The 24,306-nt window shown below is 61.5% G+C and carries 27 protein-coding genes; 5 read left to right on the forward strand and 22 right to left on the reverse strand.

Going from position 1 to position 24,306, the window contains the following annotated elements; all coding sequences use genetic code 11:
* Positions 1–186: 186 nt before the first annotated feature.
* The 4 genes from glmM to NQ018_RS02020 all read right to left on the reverse strand — a co-directional run bounded on the left by glmM (position 187) and on the right by NQ018_RS02020 (position 3,539).
* Positions 187–1,530, reverse strand: a complete 1,344-nt coding sequence (gene glmM / locus NQ018_RS02005) for a phosphoglucosamine mutase (protein ID WP_257057968.1) — start codon at positions 1,528–1,530, stop codon at positions 187–189.
* Positions 1,531–1,615: 85 nt separating this feature from the next.
* Entirely contained in the window at positions 1,616–1,828 is a 213-nt protein-coding gene (locus NQ018_RS02010; RefSeq protein ID WP_257037882.1) for a helix-turn-helix domain-containing protein, read from the reverse strand.
* A complete protein-coding gene (locus NQ018_RS02015) occupies positions 1,821–2,369 on the reverse strand; it encodes a DUF2975 domain-containing protein (RefSeq protein WP_257057971.1) in 549 nt (182 codons plus the stop codon). The genes NQ018_RS02010 and NQ018_RS02015 overlap by 8 nt, the downstream gene beginning before the upstream one ends.
* 192 nt (positions 2,370–2,561) lie before the next feature.
* Complete coding sequence (locus NQ018_RS02020) at positions 2,562–3,539, reverse strand: DUF5692 family protein (protein ID WP_257057973.1); 978 nt, start codon at positions 3,537–3,539, stop codon at positions 2,562–2,564.
* 232 nt (positions 3,540–3,771) lie between these two features.
* Between NQ018_RS02020 and NQ018_RS02025 the strand changes: the two genes are divergently transcribed.
* Positions 3,772–4,380, forward strand: a complete 609-nt coding sequence (locus tag NQ018_RS02025; protein WP_257057977.1) for a TetR/AcrR family transcriptional regulator — start codon at positions 3,772–3,774, stop codon at positions 4,378–4,380.
* A 136-nt stretch (positions 4,381–4,516) separates the two neighbouring features.
* Here the strand turns inward: NQ018_RS02025 and rpsI are convergent, their stop codons facing one another.
* The 6 genes from rpsI to eccCa all read right to left on the reverse strand — a co-directional run bounded on the left by rpsI (position 4,517) and on the right by eccCa (position 11,536).
* Positions 4,517–5,053, reverse strand: a complete 537-nt coding sequence (rpsI, locus tag NQ018_RS02030) for a 30S ribosomal protein S9 (protein WP_257037887.1) — start codon at positions 5,051–5,053, stop codon at positions 4,517–4,519.
* Positions 5,050–5,493, reverse strand: a complete 444-nt coding sequence (gene rplM, locus NQ018_RS02035; protein ID WP_257037888.1) for a 50S ribosomal protein L13 — start codon at positions 5,491–5,493, stop codon at positions 5,050–5,052. Before rplM ends, rpsI begins: the two co-directional genes overlap by 4 nt.
* A 381-nt stretch (positions 5,494–5,874) precedes the next feature.
* Entirely contained in the window at positions 5,875–6,162 is a 288-nt protein-coding gene (locus tag NQ018_RS02040; RefSeq protein WP_257037890.1) for a WXG100 family type VII secretion target, read from the reverse strand.
* Between the two features lie 51 nt (positions 6,163–6,213).
* Positions 6,214–6,531 carry a WXG100 family type VII secretion target gene (locus tag NQ018_RS02045; protein WP_257037891.1) on the reverse strand — a complete coding sequence of 106 codons (318 nt, stop codon included), beginning with the start codon at positions 6,529–6,531 and terminating at the stop codon, positions 6,214–6,216.
* A gap of 188 nt (positions 6,532–6,719) precedes the next feature.
* Entirely contained in the window at positions 6,720–7,670 is a 951-nt protein-coding gene (locus NQ018_RS02050; RefSeq protein ID WP_257057980.1) for a type VII secretion-associated protein, read from the reverse strand.
* Positions 7,667–11,536, reverse strand: coding sequence for a type VII secretion protein EccCa (eccCa, locus tag NQ018_RS02055; RefSeq protein WP_257057982.1), 3,870 nt, complete (start codon positions 11,534–11,536; stop codon positions 7,667–7,669). The genes NQ018_RS02050 and eccCa overlap by 4 nt, the downstream gene beginning before the upstream one ends.
* Before the next feature lie 269 nt (positions 11,537–11,805).
* Here eccCa and eccD point away from each other — a divergent pair, with 269 nt between their 5' ends.
* The 4 genes from eccD (at position 11,806) to NQ018_RS02075 (ending at position 15,339) form a co-directional block, all read left to right on the forward strand.
* Positions 11,806–13,206 carry a type VII secretion integral membrane protein EccD gene (gene eccD, locus NQ018_RS02060; RefSeq protein WP_257057983.1) on the forward strand — a complete coding sequence of 467 codons (1,401 nt, stop codon included), beginning with the start codon at positions 11,806–11,808 and terminating at the stop codon, positions 13,204–13,206.
* Between the two features lie 2 nt (positions 13,207–13,208).
* Positions 13,209–14,387, forward strand: coding sequence for a S8 family serine peptidase (locus NQ018_RS02065; RefSeq protein WP_257057985.1), 1,179 nt, complete (start codon positions 13,209–13,211; stop codon positions 14,385–14,387).
* 71 nt (positions 14,388–14,458) lie between these two features.
* Entirely contained in the window at positions 14,459–14,920 is a 462-nt protein-coding gene (locus NQ018_RS02070; RefSeq protein ID WP_257057986.1) for a MerR family transcriptional regulator, read from the forward strand.
* Positions 14,917–15,339 carry a carboxymuconolactone decarboxylase family protein gene (locus NQ018_RS02075; protein ID WP_257057988.1) on the forward strand — a complete coding sequence of 141 codons (423 nt, stop codon included), beginning with the start codon at positions 14,917–14,919 and terminating at the stop codon, positions 15,337–15,339. The genes NQ018_RS02070 and NQ018_RS02075 overlap by 4 nt, the downstream gene beginning before the upstream one ends.
* Before the next feature lie 13 nt (positions 15,340–15,352).
* Here NQ018_RS02075 and NQ018_RS02080 read toward each other — a convergent pair whose 3' ends face one another.
* The 12 genes from NQ018_RS02080 to map form a co-directional block, all read right to left on the reverse strand.
* Entirely contained in the window at positions 15,353–15,784 is a 432-nt protein-coding gene (locus NQ018_RS02080) for a TIGR02611 family protein (RefSeq protein ID WP_306428872.1), read from the reverse strand.
* 119 nt (positions 15,785–15,903) lie between these two features.
* Entirely contained in the window at positions 15,904–17,253 is a 1,350-nt protein-coding gene (eccB, locus tag NQ018_RS02085) for a type VII secretion protein EccB (protein WP_257057991.1), read from the reverse strand.
* A 195-nt stretch (positions 17,254–17,448) separates the two neighbouring features.
* Positions 17,449–18,297 carry a tRNA pseudouridine(38-40) synthase TruA gene (gene truA, locus NQ018_RS02090; protein ID WP_257058323.1) on the reverse strand — a complete coding sequence of 283 codons (849 nt, stop codon included), beginning with the start codon at positions 18,295–18,297 and terminating at the stop codon, positions 17,449–17,451.
* A gap of 120 nt (positions 18,298–18,417) precedes the next feature.
* Positions 18,418–18,615, reverse strand: coding sequence for a YgaP family membrane protein (locus NQ018_RS02095; RefSeq protein ID WP_257057993.1), 198 nt, complete (start codon positions 18,613–18,615; stop codon positions 18,418–18,420).
* A gap of 133 nt (positions 18,616–18,748) precedes the next feature.
* The gene (gene rplQ, locus NQ018_RS02100) at positions 18,749–19,261 is read right to left on the reverse strand and encodes a 50S ribosomal protein L17 (RefSeq protein WP_257037538.1); all 513 of its coding nucleotides are present in this window, start codon (positions 19,259–19,261) and stop codon (positions 18,749–18,751) included.
* 73 nt (positions 19,262–19,334) lie between these two features.
* Positions 19,335–20,351: a DNA-directed RNA polymerase subunit alpha gene (locus NQ018_RS02105; RefSeq protein WP_257057995.1), complete on the reverse strand. Its 1,017-nt coding sequence runs from the start codon at positions 20,349–20,351 to the stop codon at positions 19,335–19,337.
* Positions 20,352–20,507: 156 nt separating this feature from the next.
* Positions 20,508–21,113, reverse strand: a complete 606-nt coding sequence (gene rpsD, locus NQ018_RS02110; protein ID WP_257052376.1) for a 30S ribosomal protein S4 — start codon at positions 21,111–21,113, stop codon at positions 20,508–20,510.
* 24 nt (positions 21,114–21,137) lie between these two features.
* The gene (gene rpsK / locus NQ018_RS02115) at positions 21,138–21,542 is read right to left on the reverse strand and encodes a 30S ribosomal protein S11 (RefSeq protein ID WP_257037535.1); all 405 of its coding nucleotides are present in this window, start codon (positions 21,540–21,542) and stop codon (positions 21,138–21,140) included.
* A gap of 3 nt (positions 21,543–21,545) precedes the next feature.
* Positions 21,546–21,914, reverse strand: a complete 369-nt coding sequence (gene rpsM, locus NQ018_RS02120; protein ID WP_257037533.1) for a 30S ribosomal protein S13 — start codon at positions 21,912–21,914, stop codon at positions 21,546–21,548.
* 175 nt (positions 21,915–22,089) lie between these two features.
* A complete protein-coding gene (gene infA, locus NQ018_RS02125) occupies positions 22,090–22,308 on the reverse strand; it encodes a translation initiation factor IF-1 (protein ID WP_025251938.1) in 219 nt (72 codons plus the stop codon).
* 277 nt (positions 22,309–22,585) lie between these two features.
* The gene (locus NQ018_RS02130; RefSeq protein ID WP_373566881.1) at positions 22,586–23,356 is read right to left on the reverse strand and encodes a L,D-transpeptidase; all 771 of its coding nucleotides are present in this window, start codon (positions 23,354–23,356) and stop codon (positions 22,586–22,588) included.
* 71 nt (positions 23,357–23,427) lie between these two features.
* Positions 23,428–24,222, reverse strand: a complete 795-nt coding sequence (gene map, locus NQ018_RS02135) for a type I methionyl aminopeptidase (RefSeq protein ID WP_257057999.1) — start codon at positions 24,220–24,222, stop codon at positions 23,428–23,430.
* Positions 24,223–24,306 lie beyond the last annotated feature (84 nt).

Here is a 24,306-nt window from a genome sequence, read left to right on the forward strand (position 1 = left end):
GTCCCCCCTTGGTTCAAATGGATCTCTTATTTCATCAACACATCCACTTGCTTAGACTCCCCCGAGCCACAACTTGGTTCCCTGAGAACCAAAGATTTTCTTCAAGAGGTCACCAGACATAGAAAAACCGCCTGCTTGTGGAGGCAAACAGGCGGAAACTAGCCGCATTACAGCAGCATTGCGGCGTCACACCTTTGAAACTACCGCGGCGAGCGCACCAGCGATCCTTCGCGCCGTTTCCTGCTCTTTTGCCTCCACCATCACGCGGAAAAGCTCCTCAGTTCCGGAGGGGCGAAGCAGCACGCGGCCTTCCTGCCCGAGCTCGTGCTCCGCAAACTCGATTGCGGCCACCACCTCCGGGTGGGTTTCAATGATGGCTTTGTTGGAAACGGGCACGTTGATCAGCACCTGCGGGAGCACCTTCATAGCACTCGCTAGCGACTGCAACGAAAGCCCCGTCTCTGCCATTCGAGACATCAACGCGAGGCCCGTCAGCGTTCCGTCACCGGTGGTGGCATAGTCCGGCAACACGATGTGCCCGGACTGCTCGCCGCCCAGCGAGTAACCGAACTTGTTGAGTTCCTCCAAGACGTAGCGGTCCCCCACGTTGGTGGTGGCAATTTTGATGCCGGCCTGGTCCATGGCCAAGCGCAGCCCCAGGTTGCTCATTACCGTGGCTACCAGGGTGGATTTGCGCAGCTCGCCGTTTTCCTTCATGGCCAGAGCGAGGATTGCCATGATTTGATCGCCGTCAACCACGTTGCCTTGGGCATCAACGGCTAGGCAGCGATCGGCGTCGCCGTCGTGGGACAGTCCAATGTCTGCGCCATGTTCCAGGACCGCGTCGCGCACCTGGCCGATGTGGGTGGAGCCGGCGTTGTCATTGATGTTGTAGGCGTTGGGGCGGTTGTGGATCGCCACCACCTCGGCGCCTGCCGCGGCGTAGGCGGCCGGTGCCACATCAGAAGCTGCACCGTTTGCACAGTCCACCACCACCTTGATGCCTTCGAGGCTGCGCGGCATTGAGCGCGCGAGGTGGTCTAGGTAGGCCTGCTTGGCGTCTGGTGCTTCCTCGATGATTCGGCCAATCCCGTGGCCGGTGGGGCCTTCTTCCGGGACGGTTTCCATGGCGGCCTCGATCTCATCTTCCACATGGTCGGGCAGCTTGTGGCCGCCCTTGGAGAAGAACTTGATGCCGTTATCTGGCATGGGGTTATGGGAAGCCGAGATCACAACACCCAGGTCAGCACCGTAGAAGTCGGTAAGGTAAGCCACCGCTGGGGTGGGCAGCACCCCCACTCGCAGCACGTCTACGCCTCGCCCGGCCATGCCAGCGGAAAGCGCGGCGGCAAGCATTTCCCCGGACACGCGGGGGTCACGGCCCACCACGGCTACGGGGCGCCGCTTGGTGGATCGATGCTCCTTGGTGAGCACCTCTGCGGCAGCCGATCCCAGGCGAAGTGCCATGGTTGCAGTGAGTTTCTTGTTCGCAAGGCCTCGCACGCCATCGGTGCCAAAGAGTCGAGTCATAACTGTTCATGCTATCACCCGCATTCACCTCCACCTGGCTTAGCGACGCGGCCAAGGCGGGCACCCACTCACCTCGCAGCGCGGCTTAATGCGCGAGCACGAGCAGGTCCCCAGGGGTGCACTCAAGGACGTCACAGATTGCAATCAGGGTGGAAAAGCGAACGGCTTTTGCGTGATTATTTTTCAGCTTGGAGAGGTTTACCACGGAGACCCCCACCCGGTCTGACAATTCGGTGAGCGTCATCTCCCGCTGCTCAAGGAGCTCCCCTAGGCGACATTCGATGAGGCTTTCAGACAAGTCCGTCCACCTCCTGCTGCATCACGCTGGCATCCTTAATTGCTTGCTGCAGCACATACAGGATCGAGATCAGCAAGAAGACAACCACAAACACCGAAGTATTGGTGAGCATGGAGCCGCTCCACTGGTCACCGATCCCCAGGCGATTTGCCATGAAGTTGTTGCCCATACCTTCCACCATTGCACCAAAGATCCAGGCGAAGGCGGCCGAGGCTACGATCACTGCCTGGCGCGCGGTGCGCTCACTGTAGAGTTTGCCTGCCTTTACCCCGTTGAGCAGCTTCCACATCGCTGCAATTGCCACGGCAAGACTTCCACTTTTCAACAGAAAACCCGCCAGGAAGAATGCAAAAGGGCCGCCTTGGGTGGCCTCAAACGTCAGCCCACCGGGCACCGCAGGGCTTAATTCAGTATGGAATGTCTGATCCACCAGCACGTTGATCACATACGTTGCCAAAAACACGGTGGTGATCGCCCCCATTGCGTTGACATCCCAGGCACTGGACCTTTTGGCCCCGCCATTTTGCTGCTGTTCCAACATTGCAAACCTCCACACAACCCAGATCAAACATAATGAAAAACGATACTTACGTTTTACGATATTAATGTTTATCATAATGTTTCGCAAGGGGCCGTAACCCGCGTGCGGTGAGCTGCGCGTTCGGCCTTGGCGGCGTCGGCAAAAAGCACCGCCCCACCTTGCTTGGTGAGTGCGGTGCTTCGTCTGCTCGCGCTAGCTCATGGCCATTGGCTTGCGGGTTTCGCGAGCCTCGAAAGACTCGGGAACAACCACGTTCGCGGCATACACTTCCTGGTAGGCGGGGTGGTCGCGGTAGAGTTCGTCGCGCAATGGGTTCAGCTTCTTCGCAAGGATCGTGCGAATCTGGTACACCAGCACGCCCACGTTGAACACCAGGGCGATGAAGGAAACCGTGAACAGCGCCACCGGATCGTGGGAGGCTTCCACCGCGAAGCGGGAGTCGGTGACAAACCCTGGCACAGCCATGGTGAACATCATCCACAGCGCCAAAGTGCTGGCCCTGTGCTGCAACCAAGCGCCCTTCTTGATGAAGAATGCTGGAATGGTGCAGGAAATCAGCAGTGCGGCGCCGGCATAGAAGGCGTGGTCACCAACACAGTTGTAGACGTAAGCGAAGTTCCACAGGTCGTAGGCAATGATCCAGAACCACAGCATGTCCGGCCACACCATGTCCTTGGACTTGTCGCGAGAAATGATAATTCCGGTCCAACCGCAGATAGTGATCAGGTTGATCAGCCCGGCGATGCCGTTCATGTAGTTCCACGAGCCGGAAACCATGTAGACGCCGTCCACCATGCCGTCGGCACCCATCGCGCCCACCTCGAAGTCACGGATACACGCCTCCAGGATGTTCAGCGCCAGGATGGCCGGCGGGAAGGCCAGCGCCCACTTGTTGCGCTGCAGCTTTGGGTAGTAACGCAGGGCCATGAAACCCAGCACACCCGCCAGCGCGGAGTACACCTTCACCCAGTGGAACCAGGTGCCCGTGGACGAGCCCTCTCCCGCAGTGGCTGGCCACACGAAAATCGTAAGAACGATCGGCAGCGCGATAAACAGCACCCACGCCGCAGGGCGCCACCGCCTGCCCACCTCGTTCAGGCCGATCAGCAGGGCCAGGACCACAAACCACGCCACCCAGGAATACCAAGGTATGGTTGCAAACAAGAACATCGTTTCCTCACTTCCAAATTTCCACACGCCCGAACGCTAGGCAGTAGGACCTCAGCTCCAAGAGCCTCCAGGGCCTCAGCGCCAAGGGCCTTCAGGACCTCAGCCTTCGAGCAAAATCATTGGGGCGTTGCCTCAACTTCTGGAGTGCGCAACCGCGTTGGCGAGGCGTTGCCCTCATGGACAACTTCAGCCTATCCCCACCCGTTTTCCCTGTATATAGACACTTTTTGCAATGTGTAAAGTCCCGAGCATTCACCCTGATCCCCCGCCTGTACCCGCCGCGAAAGTCCACCTCGGCCAGGCGGTCAAGGAGCTGCTGGCCACCCATGACCTTGCTCAGGTGACGGTCACGCAGGTTGCCAAGCAGGCCGGGGTGACTCGCCAGGCGTTCTACTACCACTTTGAGGATGTTTTTGACGCCGCAATTTGGGTCTTTGAAACCGAGATCGCCGACCACATTCTCAGCCACGCCAGCTACGCACAGTGGGCCGAGGGTTTTGAGCAGCTCCTCGCCTACATGCAGCGCCATCGCGAGCAGGTAGCAGGGGTGATCCACACGCTTTCCTTGGAGCGCACCGAGCGCTTCTTCTTCCATGCCTTGCGTGAGATGATGGCCGCGGTGGTACAGGACATCGCAGGCGATGCGCCGTTGAACGCCAGGGACCGCAAGTTCCTCATCGACCACTACACCCTCGCCGTGGTGGGCCACCTGCTCCACTGGATCGCCCAAGGCATGACCGAGGACCCCACCGAGCTCGTAGGCAACATCAAATTCGTGATGCGCGGGCATGTGAGCGAATCGGTGCAGCGGATGCTGGCGCGCGGACACACCGCACCCTAGCCCTCATGGAAGAGCGCGTTCCGACGCCACCATCTCCACCGCCCCCTCGTTTGTTTCCCTGGCGCAGTGGGCGTTGTGCATACCAAAAAGCGCCGCCCCACCAGTGCGGTGGAAGCGGCGCTCGAGGCAGTACAGCTTAGCGCTTGGAGTACTGAGGGGCACGACGTGCCTTGTGCAGACCTGCCTTCTTGCGCTCGACTGCACGAGCGTCACGGGTCAGGAAGCCAGCCTTCTTCAAAGCTGGGCGATCTGCTGGGTTGTAGATGTTCAGCGCACGCGCGATTGCGAGGCGGAATGCACCTGCCTGGCCGGTTGGGCCACCACCAACGAGGTTGGCGTGGATATCGAACTGGCCGTCGCGGTCGATCAGCACCAGAGGAGCCTTGATGAGCTGCTGGTGCAGCTTGTTCGGGAAGTACTCTTCCAGGGTGCGGCCGTTCACAACAAAGTTGCCGGACCCCTCAACGAGGCGCACGCGCACGATAGCGCGCTTACGGCGACCAACGGTCTGGATTGGGCCCTCGTGGTATGCGGGGGCTGCAGCCTCAACCTCGGACTCAACAGCAATAGAATCACCGATGGTGTTGGTGAACTCTTCGGTAGCTGCAGCAGCGAACTCTGCTGCGTCTGCCTCGTAAGCCTCGGTGTTCTCGGTCACGTTCTGATCGGTCACTGGGCCACCGCCTTGATCTCGTAGGTCTCTGGCTTCTGGGAAGCGTATGGGTGCTCGGAACCGGCAAACACGTGCAGCTTCTTCACAGAAGCGCGGGAAAGACGGTTGTGTGGCATCATGCCGCGGATGGATTCCTCGATGACGCGCTCTGGGTGCATCTCAAGGGAGCGACCAAGGGTCATGCTCTTCAGACCACCCGGGTAACCGGAGTGGCGGTAGCGCATCTCGCGATCGCGCTTGTTGGAGGAAACGTGAACCTTGTCAGCGTTGATGATGATCACGTGATCGCCGCAATCAACGTTCGGTGCGAACAGTGGCTTGCCCTTGCCGCGCAGCAGGTCCGCTGCGTGAGTTGCAAGGCGACCCAGCACCACGTCGGTAGCGTCGATGACGTACCACTTACGGGTGATGTCACCGCTCTTCGGGTGGTAAGTAGACATGCAATGACTCCTACTCAAGTCTGTCTAGAACTGCCAGCCAAGGTGTTGAACAAAAGCTCATCCTGCGCGGCGGCCGGTGGAGACCCGCGCAGTGCTGCTGCGCCGAGGCGCTTTGAACACACAGAAGTGCAATACTACTGCACTCAGCGCACCCCAAGCAAACTCGCTCCAACCAATGCGAACTTCGGGCATGGGAAACCCCACTTCGCTTCGGCGGCTCGCCTGCCACGGCTTGTCTTGGGTTTCCCCATGTGCGTTCATGGGGTTGCTCCGCCGAGCTGAAGTGGGGTTTCGTAATGGGTGTGACTACTGCAGTGGATTCGTTCTCGTTATAGTGCGCTCCTTATCTTTCGCATGGATTGCTGTGCTCCTCCTTGGGGGTTAGCCCCAGGAGGCTGCGGCGCGGCGATTGATGTCGCTCATGCGGTCATTGCCTGCGCGCACGGTCTGGGCGATGGTGGCCAGGATGGTGTTGAGTTCCGCTGCCGCCTTATCCCACTGCTGCTGTGCAGCTTGGTACGCGGTTGCGGACTCACCTTCCCAGGTGTTCACCATTGGGCGGATCTGCCCCTTGAGCCCCTCAAGGAGGGAGTTGATACGCCCGGAGGTGCTTTGAATGTCTGTTGCCGCAGCTTCGATGGAGCCAAAGCCATACTTGATCATGGACATGATGGAAGTTATCCCCTTCTGTAATTTCAGTGCGTTGTGAATGCCCGTGGTTTAGAGTGCGAGGCCCTGGCCACCCACTTGGGCGAAGGCGTCGGCGTTTTCCGCTTCCACATTGGAGAAGTTCGTGGCGTTGCTACGGATGTTGTCAGAGATCGCGGTGAGTGCCTGGCGCAGATCGTGGGCGGAGGTGTTCCAGCGCTCCATCAGGCCGTCAAAGCTGGTTTGTGCGGAGCCCGCCCAGGAGCCACGCAGGCCATCTACCACGCCGCGCAGGCGGTTGAGTTCGCCTTGTACTTGTTCGTTGGTGTCATCTACGCGGCCAGCGGTGGCCACCATGACATCGGCTTCTGTCCTGAATTGCTCAGACATGAGTTCCCTCCCTGAAAATGTTGTGGTTTCCCGCAGCTTCCCCCTAGTTGGTGTAGCGCCCCGAGATGGTGGCGCCCCGTGCCACGTTGTGTGGCTGCGGGCTGCGGTTGAGCTCAAGGCCCACTTACTTAGACTGTCTGGCCACCCAAACGGTTCCCTGCAATTTGAAAAAATTTCTAGGCAATCATTTATCGAGCTTGGAGGCTATTTGCGGCCATGCGGCAGGCTGCTTTTTGCGGCAATGTGGGGGCCTGTTTGCTGTGGCAGCCCACCGAGTACATGTGTGTGGCATCCACCCGGATGTGCCATTCCACCTCGCTGCCATCGCCGGGGCGTTCCAGGTATACCAGCGGGTGCCCTGGGGTGCGCAGTTCCAGCGTTTCGTCTTGTTCGATGAGCAGCTTGACCTCGGCGAGCACCTCATCCACCCCGGCGCCGGCGGTGAGGTCGGCGTGCAGCAAGACGCGCAGGTTGGGGTCAGGTCCGGTGGCCATCACGGTTCCCGGCAGGTGCTCAGGTTCGCTGAGCTCGTAGCCGCCTGGCAGCTCCACTCGTAACGCAGCCCGCTCGTAGACCACTGCCTGGCTGCGCGCGGGAGCAGCGGTGATGGGTGCGGCGCTTGTCGACGTCGGCACGGCGGCAGAACTCACTGATTCAGCCGCTGGAGCGCTCATCCCACGCAGGGCAACTGAGGAGATCACTGCGGCGCCGATGAGCACACAGGCGATGACACCGTGCACGGGTTTCAGCCCGGCGCGCCAGCCAGAAGCGGCGGCACCTTGGGAATTGCGTGGTGGGGTGCTCGCCCGGGTTGGTGCTGGTGGTGGCTCGTTGAGTTCGTGTTTGGGTGGAGCGGCGATGCCAGGCACCACTGCCCCTGTGCCTTTGAGTGCCACTGCAAGCGCGGCAACAGCTTGCTCCATGCCGAGCAGTTCAACCTCCACGTGGGGCCATGCCTCGCCTGCAGCTTGTTCAATTTGTTCCACCGTGGCCTGCACCGCCCAGCCTTCTACGATGCCGGTTCCGGGCAGGTCGTAGCGGTAGAAGGTGTCGATCCCTTCCACCACCGTTGCGGCTTCCAGCACGGTGACGGTGACCCCCTCCAGAAGGTGTGCGGGCTGCGTGCTTGCCGTGCTCATGGTGTCACCTCCAATGCTTGGGTTGGGTGGGCTTCGGGGCGCGCTACTTGGATGGCGCCCAGCACTTTGCCCCGCACCGCCAGGCTGCCGCGACCGGGCCCCTGGGCGCTTGGGCGGACGCCGAAGATGGGCCCGTCGTCACGCTCCCCGGACAAGACCACTGCCGTGGGTGATTGGTCGCGCAGCGCCTGAAGAAACGGCTGGTAGAGGGCACGGGTGGCGCCGCCGATTTTGCGGGCGATGATGATGTGCAGGCCAATGTCACGGGCGTGCGGGATGAGTTCCACGAATTCGTGAAGAAGGTGTTCGGGGACGAGGTCGAGGTCATCGATTGCCAGGAAGATTTCTGGGCCTTGCCACCAACTTCGCTCTTTCAGTTGCTGCGCGGTGATCTCTGGGCTGGGCAAACGCCCGCGCAATGTCACCGCCGCCGCCGCGAGTGCCTCCTCCGTTGCGCTCGTGGTGGCGCTGTACGCCGCGAGCATTTCCTGAGGAAACGCCCCAAGGTGGGTGCGGCGGTGATCCACCAACACCACGCGCGCCTGCTCTTTCCCATGGTTGCACACTTGGGTGAGCACAGTGGCAAGGAGTGTGGACTTGCCGCTGCCCTGCCCACCGACGCACACCAGGTGGCCCGTAGCCTGATAATCCCAACCCAACGCCGCGAGGTCCGGGCCACCCATCCCCAAGGTGATCTGCTGTGTTGCAGCCTCGGCGCTCTGCCCGCGAAGCAGCGAGGCCAAGTCCACCGTTTGCGGCAACATTTTGAGTGCTTCCACCCTGGGTTGCTGCGCGCACATTTGGGCCACATGCACCACATCTTGGGTTGAGCACAAGCCGAAGAGCACCATTTCCTTATCCGTGGTAATCCCACGCCCCGGCAGTGCGGGGAGCTTTTCTTGCGTTTTCCTACAAATCAGTGAGTCCAGAGCCTCACCCAGTTTGAGTTCGTAGCGGGTGTTCATGAGGTCCCGGACCGTGGGACGCATCGCACTCCAACGCGGCATGCTCACCACCAAATGCACTCCCACCGCGAGGCCGTCCGCGGCGATGGTTGCCAGATCATCCATGCGTTCTTCAAAATCTTGGGCGAGTGCGTGCCAGCCGTCGATCACAAGCAAGGTGTGCTGCCCATTGCCGCCGGTTCCGGTGCCCGTTCCGGTTCCGGTGCCGGAACCAGAGTCCGCTGCCCGCAGGATGCCCATGACCTCATCGATCACGCGGTGGACTTTTTCCTCCTCGCCCCGGTGCGCCACGCCCGCAACGTGCGGCAACCTGGCGGTAGAGGCTAGCGCGGTGCCCGCGAGGTCGAGGACATACATCCGCATCTGCGCAGTCGTGTGCATCACCGCAGCACCCAACATGAGCCCACGCAACACCGTAGACTTGCCGGTCTGCGGCCCGCCGCAGACCACCACATGGCCGCCGGCGCCACGCAGGTCTGCAACAAGGGTGTCTTGACGCTGTTCAAACGGGCGATCCAAAATGCCCAACGGGACCCGCAGCAGGCCCTGCGGATCCCGCTGATACCCCTGCACCACATGCGCGGTGGGCAACTCCTTGGGCAGCGGCGGCAGCCAAATCTTGCGCGCGGCACTGCCCATTTGCTCCCCGAGTTCAGCCGCTGCTTGCACAAAAGCGCCGAGCATACTCACTCCACGCGGGTCCGGGACAAGAGAGGTTGGGGAGGCCGTTTCCGCTGAAGCTTCCGCTGAGGCCGCCTCCGCCTCTGCGCTTGGCCCGCCAAGGGTGTAACTGTCCCAGCCATCGAAACGGCGTACTTTGCCAACACCTTGGGGGTTGTGCGCCTCCAACATCAACGGTCCGGAAACGTAGGCGGCACGGAAACCCACGGGCGCCTCAGCACTCGTTTTGTAAAATCCAGTACCCGGCTTGCTGGGCAACTGGTAGGCGTCGGGAATACCCAGCACCTGGCGCGATTCCGCCGCCGAAAATGTTTTCAACCCGATGCGATAACTGAGGTGCGACTCCAAGCCACGAAGCCTGCCTTCCTCCAAACGCTGGCTAGCGAGCAGCAGATGGATGTGCAGCGAGCGCCCAAGCCTGCCGATGGCCACGAAAAGGTCCGCGAAATCTGGGTGCTGGCCAAGCAGCTCGGAGAACTCGTCTACCACTACGAACAGCGCCGGCATTGGCTCCAGATCCTCACCGCGTGAGCGCGCCTGATTGTATTCGGTGGCGTTGGCAAAATTGCCCGCCTGGCGCAACACTTCCTGCCTGCGGTGCATCTCTCCAGCGAGGGCATCATGCATACGCTCCACCAGCACCGCCTCCTCGGAAAGGTTGGTGATCACCGCCGACGTGTGCGGCAAATGCTCCAACCCAAGAAATGTGGCGCCACCTTTGAAATCCACCAGCACAAAATTGAGGTCGTCAGGGCTGTGCGTAGCCGCCATCGCCACCACCAGGCTGCGCAGCAGCTCACTCTTGCCACTACCAGTTGCACCCACGCACAATCCATGTGGCCCCTGCCCACCATGAGCGGATTCCTTGATGTCCACCACCAGCGGGGCACCGTGGTTACTCAACCCAATGGGCACGCTGAGCCGCCGCTTCCCTCGCGGCACCCACTGCCGCGCGAGTTCCTTGGCCGTAATCTCCCCAATACCCAACAGTTTGCGCAGGTCATTGGTACTGCGGCCGTGGCTCGAGGGGCGTTTGAACCCGGTCATCGAGCGAGCCAACAGCTCCGCCTGCACCTCCGAAAGCCGGTCCGGCACTCCAAGCTCTTCTACCCCATCTTCCGTTTCCACCTCCAACTTGGGCCCGCAACGCAACACCAACCCCTCCAGCTCCGCACGCTTGGCCAAATCCGCATTTTGCACCGCGCCGGCCACCACAATGCACGCCCACCCCTGATTCAGTAGCGCCGGGTCCACGTCCACCTCACCATCAATGAGCAGGATCTTTGCCTGCACGTGCTCAATGTTTCGGGTGTGCGGCAGCCACTTGGTCCACCCCCATTGCGCCCCAGCGCCGGTGAGGCCAACAGCGTGCAAACCCACCGCCTCCGGCCCATGGTGCACCGCGATCTGAGCGATCACCGCCCTCGCCGCATCCCGGGCATGCTCACCCAAAAACTGCACCACCGGAAACGCGGAAAGCTGTACCACAATCGGCATATCACCCACCGTGTTCACCGCGCGTACAAGTTGGCGCAACGCCACCGCACACACGGGATCAAGGTCTTCTGGCGCGCCGGGGTCCCCCACCTGGATTCCCGGCTCAAGGGCGGTGTTGCCCAAGCCGACGCGCACCGCGAGCATGTCCGGGTCCTCCCCACCGCGCTCCCACATGCGCCTTGTCCCCACCCTGGCGCGCAGGTCCTGCGGCGCGGGGTGATAGTGCAGCTCGTGCTCACGCTGCGCCCTTGCGTTGGCGAGCGCCTGCTCCCGCAGCGCAGCAAGGTGGCGCAGGTAGGTGCGGCGGGTCTCGTTGGTATCCTCCCCCGGGGGCGGAGAAAACATCATGATCGCACTGAGGCCCATCATCAGCGGAAACATCAGCATCATCGGGTTGAGCTGCGCCCCGGAAAGCACCATGAGCGCCACCATTCCAAGGATGGCAACAACCATGATCACCGGCAAAAAGGCACGCAGCAGGCTCATCGGCTGCGGTTTGTGTGCTTCCGGAATCTTGTGCGGCTCCAACGCCCCCTGGGGACGCGGCGGTGCTGGCTCTCGGTCGCCGATCCCCACCGGTGGCACTTCCTGCGCCTCGCCAAAGGCATGCGGGTAGGAGGCGAGCACGGGCCACCCCCTGGGCACCCCTCTCCCGACCCTTTCGTGCGGTTCTCTGCGCACATGCTTGCCCTCAAGGCGCATTTCTGCAGGCAGGATAGACATTTCCCCCTCGTTTCTGCCACGCCCCACCATGTGGATTTGGGTGAGCGGGCGAGTAATTTTCCCCTGTTGGTTCTGTGATTTGTCTAGCCACCCTTGCTTGCGCTTGTTCCCCTGGCGCTCCCCCAAGGGTGGACACGGTGGCAATTCTAAGCCAGAATGTGCGCTAAAGGTAGGGCGCACACATGCGCAAGGGGGCAACCTCAGGGGGAACAAACCTCGAATTGGGGCAAGTTTTCCCTGGTGGGGCACAGATTTTTGGGGGAAGGATAATGTCTGCACCAGTAGCTTCTGGGATTGATCAAGGGGTGGATTATCGCCTGCATGTTCGCCTTGATTTGCCAAGGGCGCGCACGCGGCGCAGCGTGGACGTATCCATCCCGGCAACAGCTTGCTTCGACGAAGCCATCAGTGAACTCCTCGGCCTCCTCGAAGCACCGCAGGTAGACCGCCCCTGGCAATTCGCCAGCCCCTCCGGGACGGTCCTGCCCAACCACGTACCGCTTTCCGAGCTGGGCCTCTCCCAGGGCATGGTCCTCTACCTGCGCCCTCAGCGCCCGGTGTCCCCGCCCGTGGTCCGCGACGCCGCCGAGGCCCTCGCCCACGAAGCCGAACAGGCACCCATGATGCGCTTCGCTGTAGATACGGCCAGCTTGGCGGGGCTTTTGGGCATGCTCATCGCGGCACGGGGGTTACCTCTACCCATTGCCGACGCCTACTGGGCGGCAGCATCCCTGACCACTGCAGGGGCGATGACGTGGGCACGGCGCACGGCATTGCTCGCGGTGGCGGCAACATTGTTCGCGGGAGCAACGATGTGCCTCGCAATGCTCGGCCCCAGCACCCGCATTGAAGACCTCCCCTCAGCCTTGCTGGAGCAGCTTGGCAGCGGCCGCTCGGCCGCTGCGGTGGCTGCCGCGCTCGGCGCGGCGGCGGCCACGGTGATCGCTGCGGCCTTGCTCCGCGTTCCCGCGTTGGCGATTGCGGCGCTGGCAGCGTCGTTAGGAATTCTCACATTCAGCCTGCTCGTGGGCCTGCTTTACCCCTACGCGGAGAGTGATCCTGCGGGCGTGATGGTGCCGCTTGCCGCGGGAGCGCTGTTTTGTGGGCTGGTGCTGATGAGTGTGGCGCCGGCGGTTGCTACACGTGTCTCGGGGCTGCGCGTGCCCAGGCTGCCGAGCGCCGGGGATACGTTGGAACATTCGGACCCCGGGACGCCCCAAGACGTGCTGGAGACGCAGGCGAAGCAGGCTCATGAGCTGCACGGCGGCATCCTACTGGGAATCGTGTGCACCTGTTTACCTGCACTTTTTGTGCTCGCGCAGGGGCGCGGGTGGAGCGTGACGCTGTTGTGCCTTGCCACCGCGCTGGCGTGCGTGATGCATGCGGCGAGGCATCGCAGCCCGTTGTGTGGCTGGTGCATTTGGTTGCTCGGGCTCGGCGGATTGCTTGCGGCGGCCGCTAACGTGCAGGGCGTGCATTGGGCGATGAGTGCCGTGGTAGTGCTTGGCGGGCTGGTCGCGGTGACCGGGCCGCTGTGGCAGCACCTGCTGGACGACCTCGCGCCGACCACCGTGGTGTGGTGGGAACGCGCCGAAGCGCTCTGCGTGGCGATGACGTTCCCGCTCGCAGCCACCGTAGTGGGCGTTGTTGACCTCATCAGGGGACTGTAACCGTGGCTCGGGTAAGGGGCGCTGCCGCGGTGGCGGGCCGGGTGCTGTGCGCTGCGATGGTAGCGGTGGGAGTGGGAGTGGGAGTTGGCTGGCCGGTGGAAGCCTGGGCGCAGGAACGCCGCTGCGCCCAACCAGTGGAGGCGAACGAACATGCCATCGCACAGCAACTCGACATCGCGGATGAATACGCCGCGGCCCATCGCTTTGCCACGGGGGCTGGTGTGCGGGTTGCAGTGATCGACACCGGTGTAGCTGCCCACCCCGACCTCGGGGAGGTCATCGACGGGGGCAACTTCGTGCCCACCGCGAGCCAAGGCGCCTTCGACGATTGCGACGCCCACGGCACAATCGTCGCCGGGGTGATCGCGGCGCGAGGTGGCGTTGCGGGTGGGCCGCGCGGTGTTGCGCCGGACGCGCAAATCATCGCCATCAAACACACTAGCGCCGTTGCCGAGCAAGACCCGCAAGGCAACCTCGGCAGCCTCGCCCAAGCGATCCAATCGGCCCTGGCCCACGACGCCCACGTCATCAACATCTCCGTCGTCTCCTGCGTTCCCGCCGGAATTGCAGTTGACCTCAGCCCACTTGAGGAAGCACTCGCACAGGCCGAAGCCCGCGGCACCGTAGTCATCGCCGCAGCAGGCAACACCTCGCCAAGTTGCCAAGACGGCAACCAAGTCTTCCCCGCGCACCTGCCTACCGTGGTGGGCGTACGTGCACTGGCAAACCCGTACCAAATCGCCGACTACGCCCTCAGCTCACCACACCCCACACTCGCCGCCCGCGGCGAAGTCCCAGCCGCCCTCCACCCTCATGGACAATCACACGCCATGGGGCTCGCGCAGCAAGACGCAATCGTGCCATTCGTGGGCACGAGTTTCGCGGCGCCCGTCGTCAGCGGCACCGCCGCCCTCCTCAAACAACGCCACCCACACGCCAGCGCCGCAGAAATCCGCCAGGCGCTATTCGACTCCGTAGACCCGGCCACTGGGGCGGTTGACCCCACGCGCTCCATCACAACCCCCCTCATGGACAAATGTGCTACCTGTGTTCATGAGGGGGAGGTTGTTGAGGCTGTGGGCCCCGCTGCCCCACTGCCCAGCCTCGGACTGTGGGCTGTAGCGATGGCCTTGGTGGTAATGGCAATTACGGCTGCCGCAAAACAATTTCAGCGGCATTGAGCGTGCGGCCAACGCGTGACTGACCGAGAAAGGTTGACTTTGAGCGCGCTCAAAGTCTTAGTGTCGTCGGTATGGAAGAAAAGGCACTGATCGAAGCGTTACGGCTCGCAGTGGATCCCCCAAGTGGTGTGGACGTTGCGGCGCTCCAAGACTTAGTCCGCGATGACCAGACCACCGCATGGGACATCAGCACAACTGCACGCCACCTTGGAGTAAGCCCGCACACGCTGCGCTATTACGAACGCATCGGGCTGCTCACCGTCCAAAGGGATTGTTCTGGGCATAGAAGGTACGACGCGGCGTCGGTACGCCGGCTCGTGTTCATCACCCGTATGCGCATCTCTGGCATGCCGATTGCAGTTCTGCAGCGCTACATCCAACTGGCCGACGCCGGGCCCGATACCGTACCTGAACGGCTCGCCTTGCTCCTGGATCACCGCGATTCTCTGCGTCTTCAAATCGCCCAGCTGCAACTGTCTCTTGCCGCCACCGAATACAAAATTTCCGTCTACACCGAAGGACCCACCCCATGACCACGGCCCAGAATGACATCAACTCCTCTGAGAACATCGCTCGCCGCAAGCACGGCCAAGACGTTCTCTCCCGCATTGACGGACACCTTGGTGAGGCGGTCATCGACTCGCTCGCCGACATCAGCCCCGCACTCGGCCACCACATCGCTGCATTCGCGTTCGGCGACATCTATGACCGGCCTGGCCTCGATCCCCGCAGTCGGCAGTTAGTGACCTTAGGGGCCTTGACTGCCCTGGGAGGCTGCGAACCGCAGCTGAAGGTACATATCAACGCAGCTCTAAACGTTGGTCTTACCCGAGAAGAAATCACCGAAAGTTTTCTCCATGCGGCTGTTTACTGCGGCTTTCCCCGAGCACTCAATGCCACTTTTGCGGCCCAAGAAGTGTTTCAGAACCTCGATCAGGAACAGAACACCTAGTAGATCAATATGCCTACGGCACGGCCTGCATGACCTGGGCCATTACGGGGTCTAATACCGGAGCGACGCCCGCTTTCCACATGCCGAAAGCGATGCCGCCCATCGCGATCCACACCATGACCCAGGTCGCACCGATGAGGGAGTAGCGAGTTTTCCGCGGTTGCACTCGGTACCAAGTGAAGAAGCGGTCATATTGACGCACACCCCACGCCAAAACCCTGCTCGCCCAGCGCAGCTCCAGCGACAAGATGGCCACGCCCACAAACACGGTGAGCCAACCAGGGCCCGGCAGCGGCACGGTAATCAGACCAATGGCGAAGACGAGCCAGCCGAGGGACAGCACCAACGGGCGCACCAGAAATCCGAAGCGGTGTTTCTTGGCGTTGTGGTGGCGGCGCTGGAAGTTGTCAATGTGGCCAGCGATTTTTTCGCGCATGGAACTCAACCGGTGCTCGCCTCCCTTTCCATGCGCCAACTGCAGCTTCCAAACCCGCGCGCAGCGATGTGCGCAACTGCCGCAAGTCTACACCGCAAGGAATAAGCGAGCCTAGCGAACAAGAGTGGCTAGGCTGCAGATTTGTCCATGAGGGGGCGCAGGGCTTCGGCGGTGCTCAGCTCCGTGCCTTCCGGCAGCAGGGCAAGCATCGGCCACGGAATGTGGTGCACTTGCTCGATGCCCAAGGCTGAGAGCATGTCGAGGTCCACGCGGTGACGTTGCCCATGTTCGCTGACCACATGCACCCCGTTTCCGGTGGCCACCGCGACGGCCTGCCCAACGGCCGCAAAATGTGTGGCCACCTGCCCACCGTGCAGCGCTACGGCGCCTTGGTCGAGGGGACGCCTGGCGACGTCGGCAATGCTCACCCGCACCTTTGAGCCGCCGGGCGTCGGCAGCGCTCCAAGGTCCTGCGCGGGCGGGCTTTCGGGCTCGGCGAGGACACACACTCCCGTTGCTGGTGCCCATGAGGGGGCTTCGGTGGGGAGGGGGAGCTCGTCGGTGCCGACGGAGGTCGCCGCGAGTTCGGCGGCTGAGACGAATCGCTGTTCCAGGCCCGCCGCGCGCAGGAGGTCTGCTTGAAACGTGCTGATCTGGGTGGCGCCAGTGTCGGTAAACCAGAAGGGGCCGGCGTCGGTGTTCCAGAGTTGCCCGTGTTGCGGGATGTGCAGCGCGGGTTCCTCCGGGATCGTGGCGAGGATTTCTTCTGGCGGGCTCCAGTGCTGGCTCGCGATTGGGATTTGGAGGGCGCGGCGAAGCATGCGGCCGTGGTCGGTGTCGGCGGCCGGGAGGAGGAAGCGCCCATGCGCGGTGACCAGGTAGTCGCCGGAAGCGACGGTAGCGTAAATGGCTTGGTGTGGGCCGAGGTCCGTGAGAAACTCGGCGAAGTCCTCCCCCGTTCGGTCGATCTGGCGCTGCGCGAGCACCACCGGCGCCTGCGAATCCGTGCGCGGGCGTGGCTGCTGGTCGGTACACACCGCCCAACCCAAAGCGGCATCGCTGGGGGCCAGGATGTTCGGCGCATCGACGATACCCACCGGCTGCGCCACCTGATAGCGCTGCAGCACCTTGTGTGATACCTTCGCGGGCTGTGCCGGCTGCCCCACGATCAGGCGCGCGGAGGTGAGGTTTGGCACCGGAAACAGGGTTTGCTCCTGGCGCACATACAACTGGCCATGCTCAGAGGCTAGTACCAAAGCATCACCTGGATCGCGCTGCGGCTGCAGCAATGCCAGGGCACCCGCGCCCAAGCACAGCAACACCGTTGCAGCCAACCCAAACACTGTGGCGCGCATGCGGGCGGCGATGGGGTCGTGAATCATGCGGATATCGCCGACCAAAAGCCCCAATTCCACCCGGCGCATCAAAAACTTATGCCCAGAGACCTGTGCCTTTGTGGTAGGCCGTACTCTGCCCATAGGTACCCCCAATCCCCCGATCACCAATGACATTCGCTTGTAAGGTGTCAGAATCCCTGCCCGAATCCTGCCCGTAAACAAGCGAAACACCGTGCACACAAAATTTTGTGCCCACCATACTTAGACTGCAATTCGGCCCCGATGGTTCCATGGAGGACTAGATTATTTTTCAATCTGCCCGGGCGGTGCACGAACCTAGCTGGAAAGATCCTGTTGGGTTCGCATGGCGCGAGTTTCCAGGCTGCGTGCCGCGAGTAGCTCATCACTGGGGTAATCCACCTGCACCAGAGACAATCCGCAGGCAGGGGCCACCGGCACCTTGGAGCTCCTAGACTTTTCTTGCAGCAGATTTGCTGCAAAGGCTGCGTCGCGCTTACCTTCGCCCACCACCAGGCACGCCCCAACCAGGGAGCGAACCATGGACCAACAGAAGGCATCTGCCACTACGGTGGCCTCAAATGTCAGTGGTTCAAGGGCGGTAGACACGTCGCGCCACTGGAACACCTGAAGGTCGCGAATCGTAGTGGCACCTTCGCGGTACTTGCAGAATGCGGCGAAATCATTGAGCCCCACCAGTTGGTCTGCAAACAATTGCATCGCAGTGAGGTCCACGCGTTTTGCCCATGAGGCGGTGTCTCGTGCTCGGGTGGGCAGCGCACCCCGCGGATGCGTGCTCACGCGGTACACATAGTGTCTACGCAGGGCGGAAAAGCGGGCGTCAAAACCCTCAGGGGCAGCCGCAGCTTGGGTAACGCGGACATCCGTTGGCAAGAGTCTGGCCAGCCGACGGACCAGGTTTCCAGGGTCACCGGCGATACTACGCTGGGCGAGGGCCCCCTCAGAGACGTCAAAATGTGCCACCTGGCCCGCGGCATGCACGCCAGCGTCGGTACGCCCTGCCACAGTAAGCTCGATTGGCTCCCGCAGGATCAACGTGAGGGCGTCTTCCAGAACCATCTGGACGGTGCGGAGGTCCGAGCCACTCTGGCGGGCCCAACCGTGGAAGTCGGTGCCGTCGTACGCCAAGTCCAAGCGCACTCTCATGAGGGGGCTTTCGGCGTTGAGCTGATCTCCCAATTGCGACCCTTTCCTCCCGCGCGCGATGCTGAACGCTACGACACTACCACGCAGGAGGCCACCGAGAACTCCCCCAATACTGGTCAGTTACTTCCTGGAGGAGAAATTCACCAGCTTATACAGCGGGCAGAAGCCCACCACGGCGGTGACCGCCAAAATTGCGGCGACAACGTAAAGCACGACCTGCCAGACCGTTGCCAAGCCGCTAAAAGCTGCGATACCAGCAAGTACGACGGCGAGGATGCCACGGATGGAGCGGTCGGCGGTTGATTCGTTTGGGCGCATAATATTCCCCTCATGAACAAAGACGGATTCTTATACCCCCTATGGTATATCCCTCATGAGCAATGGGAAAGCTCATGAGGGGGAAAACACAAAAGGCGCCAGGGCTTTCGCCCTAGCGCCTGGATGTGTGCAATTACTTCTCGTCGGAAGTTTCAGTAGCTTCAGCAGCTTCGGTAGCTTCAGCCTCAGCTTCGGGAGCCTCGGTCTCTTCAGCCTTTGCAGCCTCTGCTTCTTCAGCCTTCTTGGAAGCTGCAGCGCGGGTTGCGCGGGTTGCTTCGGTGGAAACGGTCTCCTCCAGCACCAGGGAAATCTGGGACACTGGGGCATTGTCACCCTTGCGGTTCTCGAGCTTCACGATGCGGGTGTAGCCACCCTCGCGGCCCTCGAACTTTGGTGCGAGCTCGTTGAACAGGTAGGTCACAACTTCCTTGTTCGGGATGAGCTTGAGCACGTTGCGGCGGTCGGCAACGGTGCCGGCCTTTGCCTTGGTGATGATCTTTTCCACGTATGGGCGCAGCAGCTTAGCCTTTGCGTCCGTGGTCTTGATGGCGCCGTGCTGGATCAGCGAAGCTGCGAGGTTGGACAGAATGTGCTTCTGGTGGCTCGCGGAACCGCCGAGGCGGGCGCCCTTCTTAGGGGTAGGCATTGTTTACTCCTCGTGTACGGATTGTGTTGAGCGCGTGGGTTCGCAGCGCTGGGCCGGGAACCCTGATGGGGTTTTACTCGGAATCTTCCAGATCCATGTCGATGTAGTCGCCGGTTGCGGCGTCGTAGCCCTCGAGCTGGGTTGGATCGAAATCTTCAGGTGCATCCTTGAGGGTGAGGCCAAGGCCGGCGAGCTTGATCTTCACCTCGTTGATCGACTTCTGACCGAAGTTGCGGATATCCAGCAGGTCCGATTCGGTGCACTCAGCGAGCTCACCAACGGTGTGGATTTCCTGACGCTTCAGGCAGTTGTAGGAACGAACGGAGAAGTTCAGGTCCTCGATTGGCATGCCATATGCAGCGATGTACTCGGTCTCCTGTGGGGAGGGGCCGATTTCGATGCCTTCGGCTGCCACGTTGAGCTCACGGGCCAGGCCGAAGAGCTCAACGAGGGTCTTGCCGGCGGAAGCAAGCGCATCGCGAGGAGCGATGGAGTTCTTGGTTTCCACGTCGATGATCAGCTTGTCAAAGTCGGTGCGCTGCTCCACACGGGTTGCCTCAACCTTGTAGCTGACCTTGAGCACTGGGGAGTAGATCTGGTCCACGGGGATGCGGCCGATCTCACCGGTGCCGGAGTTCAAAGTAGCGGGCACATAGCCGCGGCCACGCTCAACAACGAGCTCGATATCCACACGGCCGGTGTCATTGAGCGTTGCAATGACCATATCCGGGTTGTGGATTTCTACGTCTGCAGGTGCTTCGATGTCGCCGGCCGTCACCACGCCTGCGCCTTCCTTGCGCAGGTACATGACCACGGGCTCGTCGGACTCAGAGGAAAGCACCAGGCCCTTGATGTTCAGCAGGATGTCAGAGACGTCCTCCTTGACACCGTTGATCGTGGTGAACTCGTGGAGCACACCGTCGATCTTGACGCTGGTCACCGCTGCACCTGGGATGGAAGACAGCAGGGTGCGACGCAGCGAGTTACCAAGGGTGTAGCCAAAGCCTGGCTCCAGTGGCTCGATGATGAACTTCGAGCGTGCGGAGTCGATGACTTCCTCGGTAAGAGTTGGGCGCTGAGAAATGAGCATGGATTGATTCTCCTCAATTGACGACCACTATTTGACGTCTATAAGACCTGCCCCACCTGGCGGTGGGTAAAGCCTTTACAAAAGAATGACACTTGGTTGTTGGAAGTATTCCCACACCACCTGGGCAAACGTCGAGGTAGTGCGTGAAGTAAGGGATTACTTCGAGTAAAGCTCGACGATGAGCTGCTCCTGCAGCGGAACGTCGATCTGAGCGCGCTCGGGCAACTGGTGCACGAGGATGCGCAGGGTTGCCGGTACAACCTGCAGCCATGCAGGCACAACGGCGTCGACAAGGTTCTCCTGAGCCTCTTCGAACCACACCATCTTCTGGGACTTCTCACGAACGTCGATGATGTCGTACTGGGAGACCTGGAAAGAAGGCACGTTGACCTTCTTGCCGTTCACGGTGAAGTGACCGTGGGAAACGAGCTGGCGTGCCTGGCGGCGGGTGCGAGCCAGACCAGCGCGGTACACAACGTTGTCCAGGCGGGACTCCAGGAGGATAACCAGGTTGTCACCGGTCTTGCCTGGGAGGCGGTTTGCCTCTGCGTAGTAACGGCGGAACTGCTTCTCCAGCACGCCGTAGGTGAAACGAGCCTTCTGCTTCTCCTGAAGCTGGAGGAGGTACTCAGACTCCTTGATGCGAGCGCGACCAGCCTGACCTGGTGGGTAAGGACGACGCTCGAACGCCATGTCTCCGCCGACGAGGTCGACGCGCAGGCGGCGGGACTTACGGGTTGCTGGGCCGGTGTAACGAGCCATAGTAAGTGACCTTTCCTTTCCTTATTAAACGCGACGACGCTTTGGTGGGCGGCAGCCGTTGAATGGCTGAGGGGTGACGTCGGAAATCGAAGTGACGTCCAGGCCTGCGGCCTGCAGGGAGCGGATTGCGGTCTCGCGGCCGGAACCTGGGCCCTTCACGAAGACGTCAACCTTCTTCATGCCGTGCTCCATTGCCTTGCGGGCTGCGTTCTCAGCAGCGAGCTGAGCCGCGAATGGAGTGGACTTACGGGAACCCTTGAAGCCAACGTGGCCGGAGGATGCCCATGCAATCACAGCACCCTGTGGGTCCGTGATGGACACAATGGTGTTGTTGAAGGTGGACTTGATGTATGCGTGGCCGGCGGCCACATTCTTCTTTACGACGCGGCGGCCAGTGCGGCGCGCGCCAGTGCGTGCTTTAGGAGGCATGAATTACTTCTTCTTTCCGGCGATCGTCTTCTTAGGACCCTTACGCGTACGAGCGTTGGTCTTGGTGCGCTGGCCACGAACGGGCAGTCCGCGACGGTGGCGCAGACCCTGGTAGCAACCGATCTCAATCTTGCGGCGGATGTCAGCCTGGACCTGACGGCGAAGGTCACCCTCCACCTTCCAGGTTGCTTCGATGACGTCACGCAGAGCAGAGAGCTGCTCATCGCTGAGGTTGTCGGTGCGCAGGTCTGGGGAGATGCCGGTCTCCTCGAGAAGCTGTGCAGCACGGGCTGGGCCGATGCCGTAAATGTAGGTGAGTGCAACCTCCATACGCTTGTTGCGTGGGAGGTCCACACCAGCTAGACGTGCCATGTGGCAGTACCTTTCCGGTTGATACGGTGGTTTTCTCCATGCTCGCCCTCACCCAAACCACCACGTTGCCCGGTCGGAGCCGGACGGTGGGGTGGGAACGTGAGGCTTTGGCCACCGCCGCCAAAGGTGTAGAGGGCACTCAAAGGCGCCCGTGGAACATGAAGGCTGAAAGTGATTACTTGTAGCGGTACACAATGCGGCCGCGGGTGAGGTCATACGGAGAAAGCTCCACGACCACGCGGTCCTCAGGCAGGATACGGATGTAATGCTGGCGCATCTTGCCACTGATGTGTGCAAGCACCTTGTGTCCATTGTCGAGTTCGACGCGGAACATTGCGTTCGGCAAAGGCTCAATAATCTTGCCCTCTACCTCGATTGCGCCTTCCTTAGCCATATCCTCTGCATTTCCCCAGCTCAAAGCTGGTTTGTTGTACTGCTGTTCAGATGGTGCCGGTGATTGAACCAACACCATCGGCCAACATTACACCTCACCTGCAGAAATGGCAAGGCCGCGGGCAAACGTCCATGAGGGGAAGTTTGGTCCGCGGCGCAAGTCTCAAGGCGAAAGGCTCAGGGATCAGGGCTCAGGGCTCAGGGCTCCAGTCCCTACCGACGACACCCAGTAACCCAGCAGCCTCAAGCACGCGAGAACTCAATAGCTCTCAATAGCTCTAGTACACGTACACCATGTCTCCAACTTGGAGATCGTTGAAGAAGGTCACCGCATCCTGGTGGCGCAGGTGGATGCAGCCGTGGGAAAGCAGGTTGATGTCACCCTCATGGAACGCCACGCCGGTGTTGGTGAAGTACGTGGAGTATGGCATTGGTGCCATGTTGAAGATGTAGGAGACCTCATCCTTGACCTTGCGCTGCACCCAGTGAGTGCCCTTTGGCGTCTCCCAACCTGGGGCGCCGGCAGACATTGGCACAGCACCATAGGTCACCTGACCGCCGCGCTGCAACCATGCGCGGCCGCCTGCGAGGTCCACACAGGCACGGGCCTGTACTGGGCAGGAACCACGGTCAAAGTTTTGCGGTGCGGGAGCCGCCACCGGAGCCGGCGCCGGCGCTGGAGCCGGAGCCGGAGCTGGAACGGTACGCTGCGCGATCAGCCCAGGGAAAAACGCGTTCACTGCAGCATCGACGGCATTGCGCAGGCCCAGGCCGGCGTCGCCTGGCAAAACGGCGTTAATCTGCGCGTGCAAGGACTGGCGGAGATTCCATGCGCCGTCGCGGGTCTGACGGTCAAGTTGAGCGAGCTGCTGGTCCACAGACGAACCGATAGAAGAGCTCAGGTTTGCGGAACCAAAGTCCTGTGCCTGGGCTTGGCCTGGGGTGGCAACCATGAGGGCTGCGGCTGCGGCAAAGGTGGTAAGAGCTGCACGAGCGCGGCCAGCACCAACGCCAGCTCCGCGCTTGTTGAGGGCGTGTTTTCCGGTCATAGCGAAAACCATAGCTTGTTCACAGCAAATTGGCAGCTTGCCACAATCGAAAAATCAACGAAATCCCAAAACTACAGCTCTCGCGGGGTAAGAATCCTCGGACCCCCGGCGGTTGCCGCAACAGTGTGCTCCCAGTGTGCAGCCATACTGCCATCGGCGGTGACCACCGTCCAGTCGTCGTCAAGCACGAAACTGTCAACGCTACCCAGGGTGAGCATGGGTTCGATCGCCAGCACACTGCCCTCTTGGATCATGGGGCCGCGGCCTGGCTTGCCCTCGTTCTCCAGGTAGGGGTCCTCGTGCATGCTGCGGCCAATACCGTGCCCGCCATAACCATCCACGATCCCCAGCTTCACGCCAAACTTCGCTTCGGCCTTGCGAGTGGCCAGCTCCAATGCGTGGGAGACGTCGGTGAGGCGGTTGCCCGGAACCATCGCTTTCATTCCCTCATGGAGCACCCACTCGGTGGCTTTGTTCAGCGCCTCCACCTCGGGCGCAAGTTCGCCCACGCCGAAGCTCAAGGCGGAATCCCCCACCCAGCCGTCCAGGGTGGCGCCGCAGTCGATGGATACGATGTCACCGGGCGCGAGCACCGTCTCCTTGTTGGGGATCCCATGCACGATCACGTCGTTCACAGAAGAACAAATGGAGGCGGGGAATCCTTGGTACCCCAGGAAGGTGGGGATGGCGCCGGCATCGCGAATCACGGACTCGGCGACGTCGTTGAGCTCCAGGGTGCTCACTCCAGGTGCCGCGGCGTTGCGCACGGCCAGCAAAGCGCGCCCGACGACGCGCCCAGCGGCCTCCATTGCATCCAGTTCCCCAGCCGTCTTGGCGTTAATTTTCTTGGGCTTGCGGAATCCCATGAGAAAACTTCCTCTACTTCTTGTCTTTCTGTGCACCTGACGTGCATCGTGTTGAATTCTGGGCCACAATCTCTTGGCCACCAC

Source organism: Corynebacterium kozikiae (assembly GCF_024580965.1).
Lineage (GTDB): Bacteria > Actinomycetota > Actinomycetes > Mycobacteriales > Mycobacteriaceae > Corynebacterium > Corynebacterium kozikiae.

Excerpts from the sequence above, each read along its gene's own strand:
- glmM (WP_257057968.1), bottom strand. The coding sequence starts at position 1,530 with ATGACTCGACTCTTTGGCACCGATGGCGTGCGAGGCCTTGCGAACAAG.
- NQ018_RS02015 (WP_257057971.1), bottom strand. The coding sequence starts at position 2,369 with ATGTTGGAACAGCAGCAAAATGGCGGGGCCAAAAGGTCCAGTGCCTGG.
- NQ018_RS02020 (WP_257057973.1), bottom strand. The coding sequence starts at position 3,539 with ATGTTCTTGTTTGCAACCATACCTTGGTATTCCTGGGTGGCGTGGTTT.
- NQ018_RS02025 (WP_257057977.1), top strand. The coding sequence starts at position 3,772 with ATGTGTAAAGTCCCGAGCATTCACCCTGATCCCCCGCCTGTACCCGCC.
- rplM (WP_257037888.1), bottom strand. The coding sequence starts at position 5,493 with ATGTCTACTTACCACCCGAAGAGCGGTGACATCACCCGTAAGTGGTAC.
- NQ018_RS02040 (WP_257037890.1), bottom strand. The coding sequence starts at position 6,162 with ATGTCCATGATCAAGTATGGCTTTGGCTCCATCGAAGCTGCGGCAACA.
- NQ018_RS02045 (WP_257037891.1), bottom strand. The coding sequence starts at position 6,531 with ATGTCTGAGCAATTCAGGACAGAAGCCGATGTCATGGTGGCCACCGCT.
- NQ018_RS02050 (WP_257057980.1), bottom strand. The coding sequence starts at position 7,670 with ATGAGCACGGCAAGCACGCAGCCCGCACACCTTCTGGAGGGGGTCACC.
- eccCa (WP_257057982.1), bottom strand. The coding sequence starts at position 11,536 with ATGTCTATCCTGCCTGCAGAAATGCGCCTTGAGGGCAAGCATGTGCGC.
- eccD (WP_257057983.1), top strand. The coding sequence starts at position 11,806 with ATGTCTGCACCAGTAGCTTCTGGGATTGATCAAGGGGTGGATTATCGC.
- NQ018_RS02070 (WP_257057986.1), top strand. The coding sequence starts at position 14,459 with ATGGAAGAAAAGGCACTGATCGAAGCGTTACGGCTCGCAGTGGATCCC.
- NQ018_RS02075 (WP_257057988.1), top strand. The coding sequence starts at position 14,917 with ATGACCACGGCCCAGAATGACATCAACTCCTCTGAGAACATCGCTCGC.
- eccB (WP_257057991.1), bottom strand. The coding sequence starts at position 17,253 with ATGGGCAGAGTACGGCCTACCACAAAGGCACAGGTCTCTGGGCATAAG.
- truA (WP_257058323.1), bottom strand. The coding sequence starts at position 18,297 with ATGAGAGTGCGCTTGGACTTGGCGTACGACGGCACCGACTTCCACGGT.
- NQ018_RS02095 (WP_257057993.1), bottom strand. The coding sequence starts at position 18,615 with ATGCGCCCAAACGAATCAACCGCCGACCGCTCCATCCGTGGCATCCTC.
- rplQ (WP_257037538.1), bottom strand. The coding sequence starts at position 19,261 with ATGCCTACCCCTAAGAAGGGCGCCCGCCTCGGCGGTTCCGCGAGCCAC.
- NQ018_RS02105 (WP_257057995.1), bottom strand. The coding sequence starts at position 20,351 with ATGCTCATTTCTCAGCGCCCAACTCTTACCGAGGAAGTCATCGACTCC.
- rpsD (WP_257052376.1), bottom strand. The coding sequence starts at position 21,113 with ATGGCTCGTTACACCGGCCCAGCAACCCGTAAGTCCCGCCGCCTGCGC.
- rpsK (WP_257037535.1), bottom strand. The coding sequence starts at position 21,542 with ATGCCTCCTAAAGCACGCACTGGCGCGCGCCGCACTGGCCGCCGCGTC.
- rpsM (WP_257037533.1), bottom strand. The coding sequence starts at position 21,914 with ATGGCACGTCTAGCTGGTGTGGACCTCCCACGCAACAAGCGTATGGAG.
- infA (WP_025251938.1), bottom strand. The coding sequence starts at position 22,308 with ATGGCTAAGGAAGGCGCAATCGAGGTAGAGGGCAAGATTATTGAGCCT.
- NQ018_RS02130 (WP_373566881.1), bottom strand. The coding sequence starts at position 23,356 with ATGACCGGAAAACACGCCCTCAACAAGCGCGGAGCTGGCGTTGGTGCT.
- map (WP_257057999.1), bottom strand. The coding sequence starts at position 24,222 with ATGGGATTCCGCAAGCCCAAGAAAATTAACGCCAAGACGGCTGGGGAA.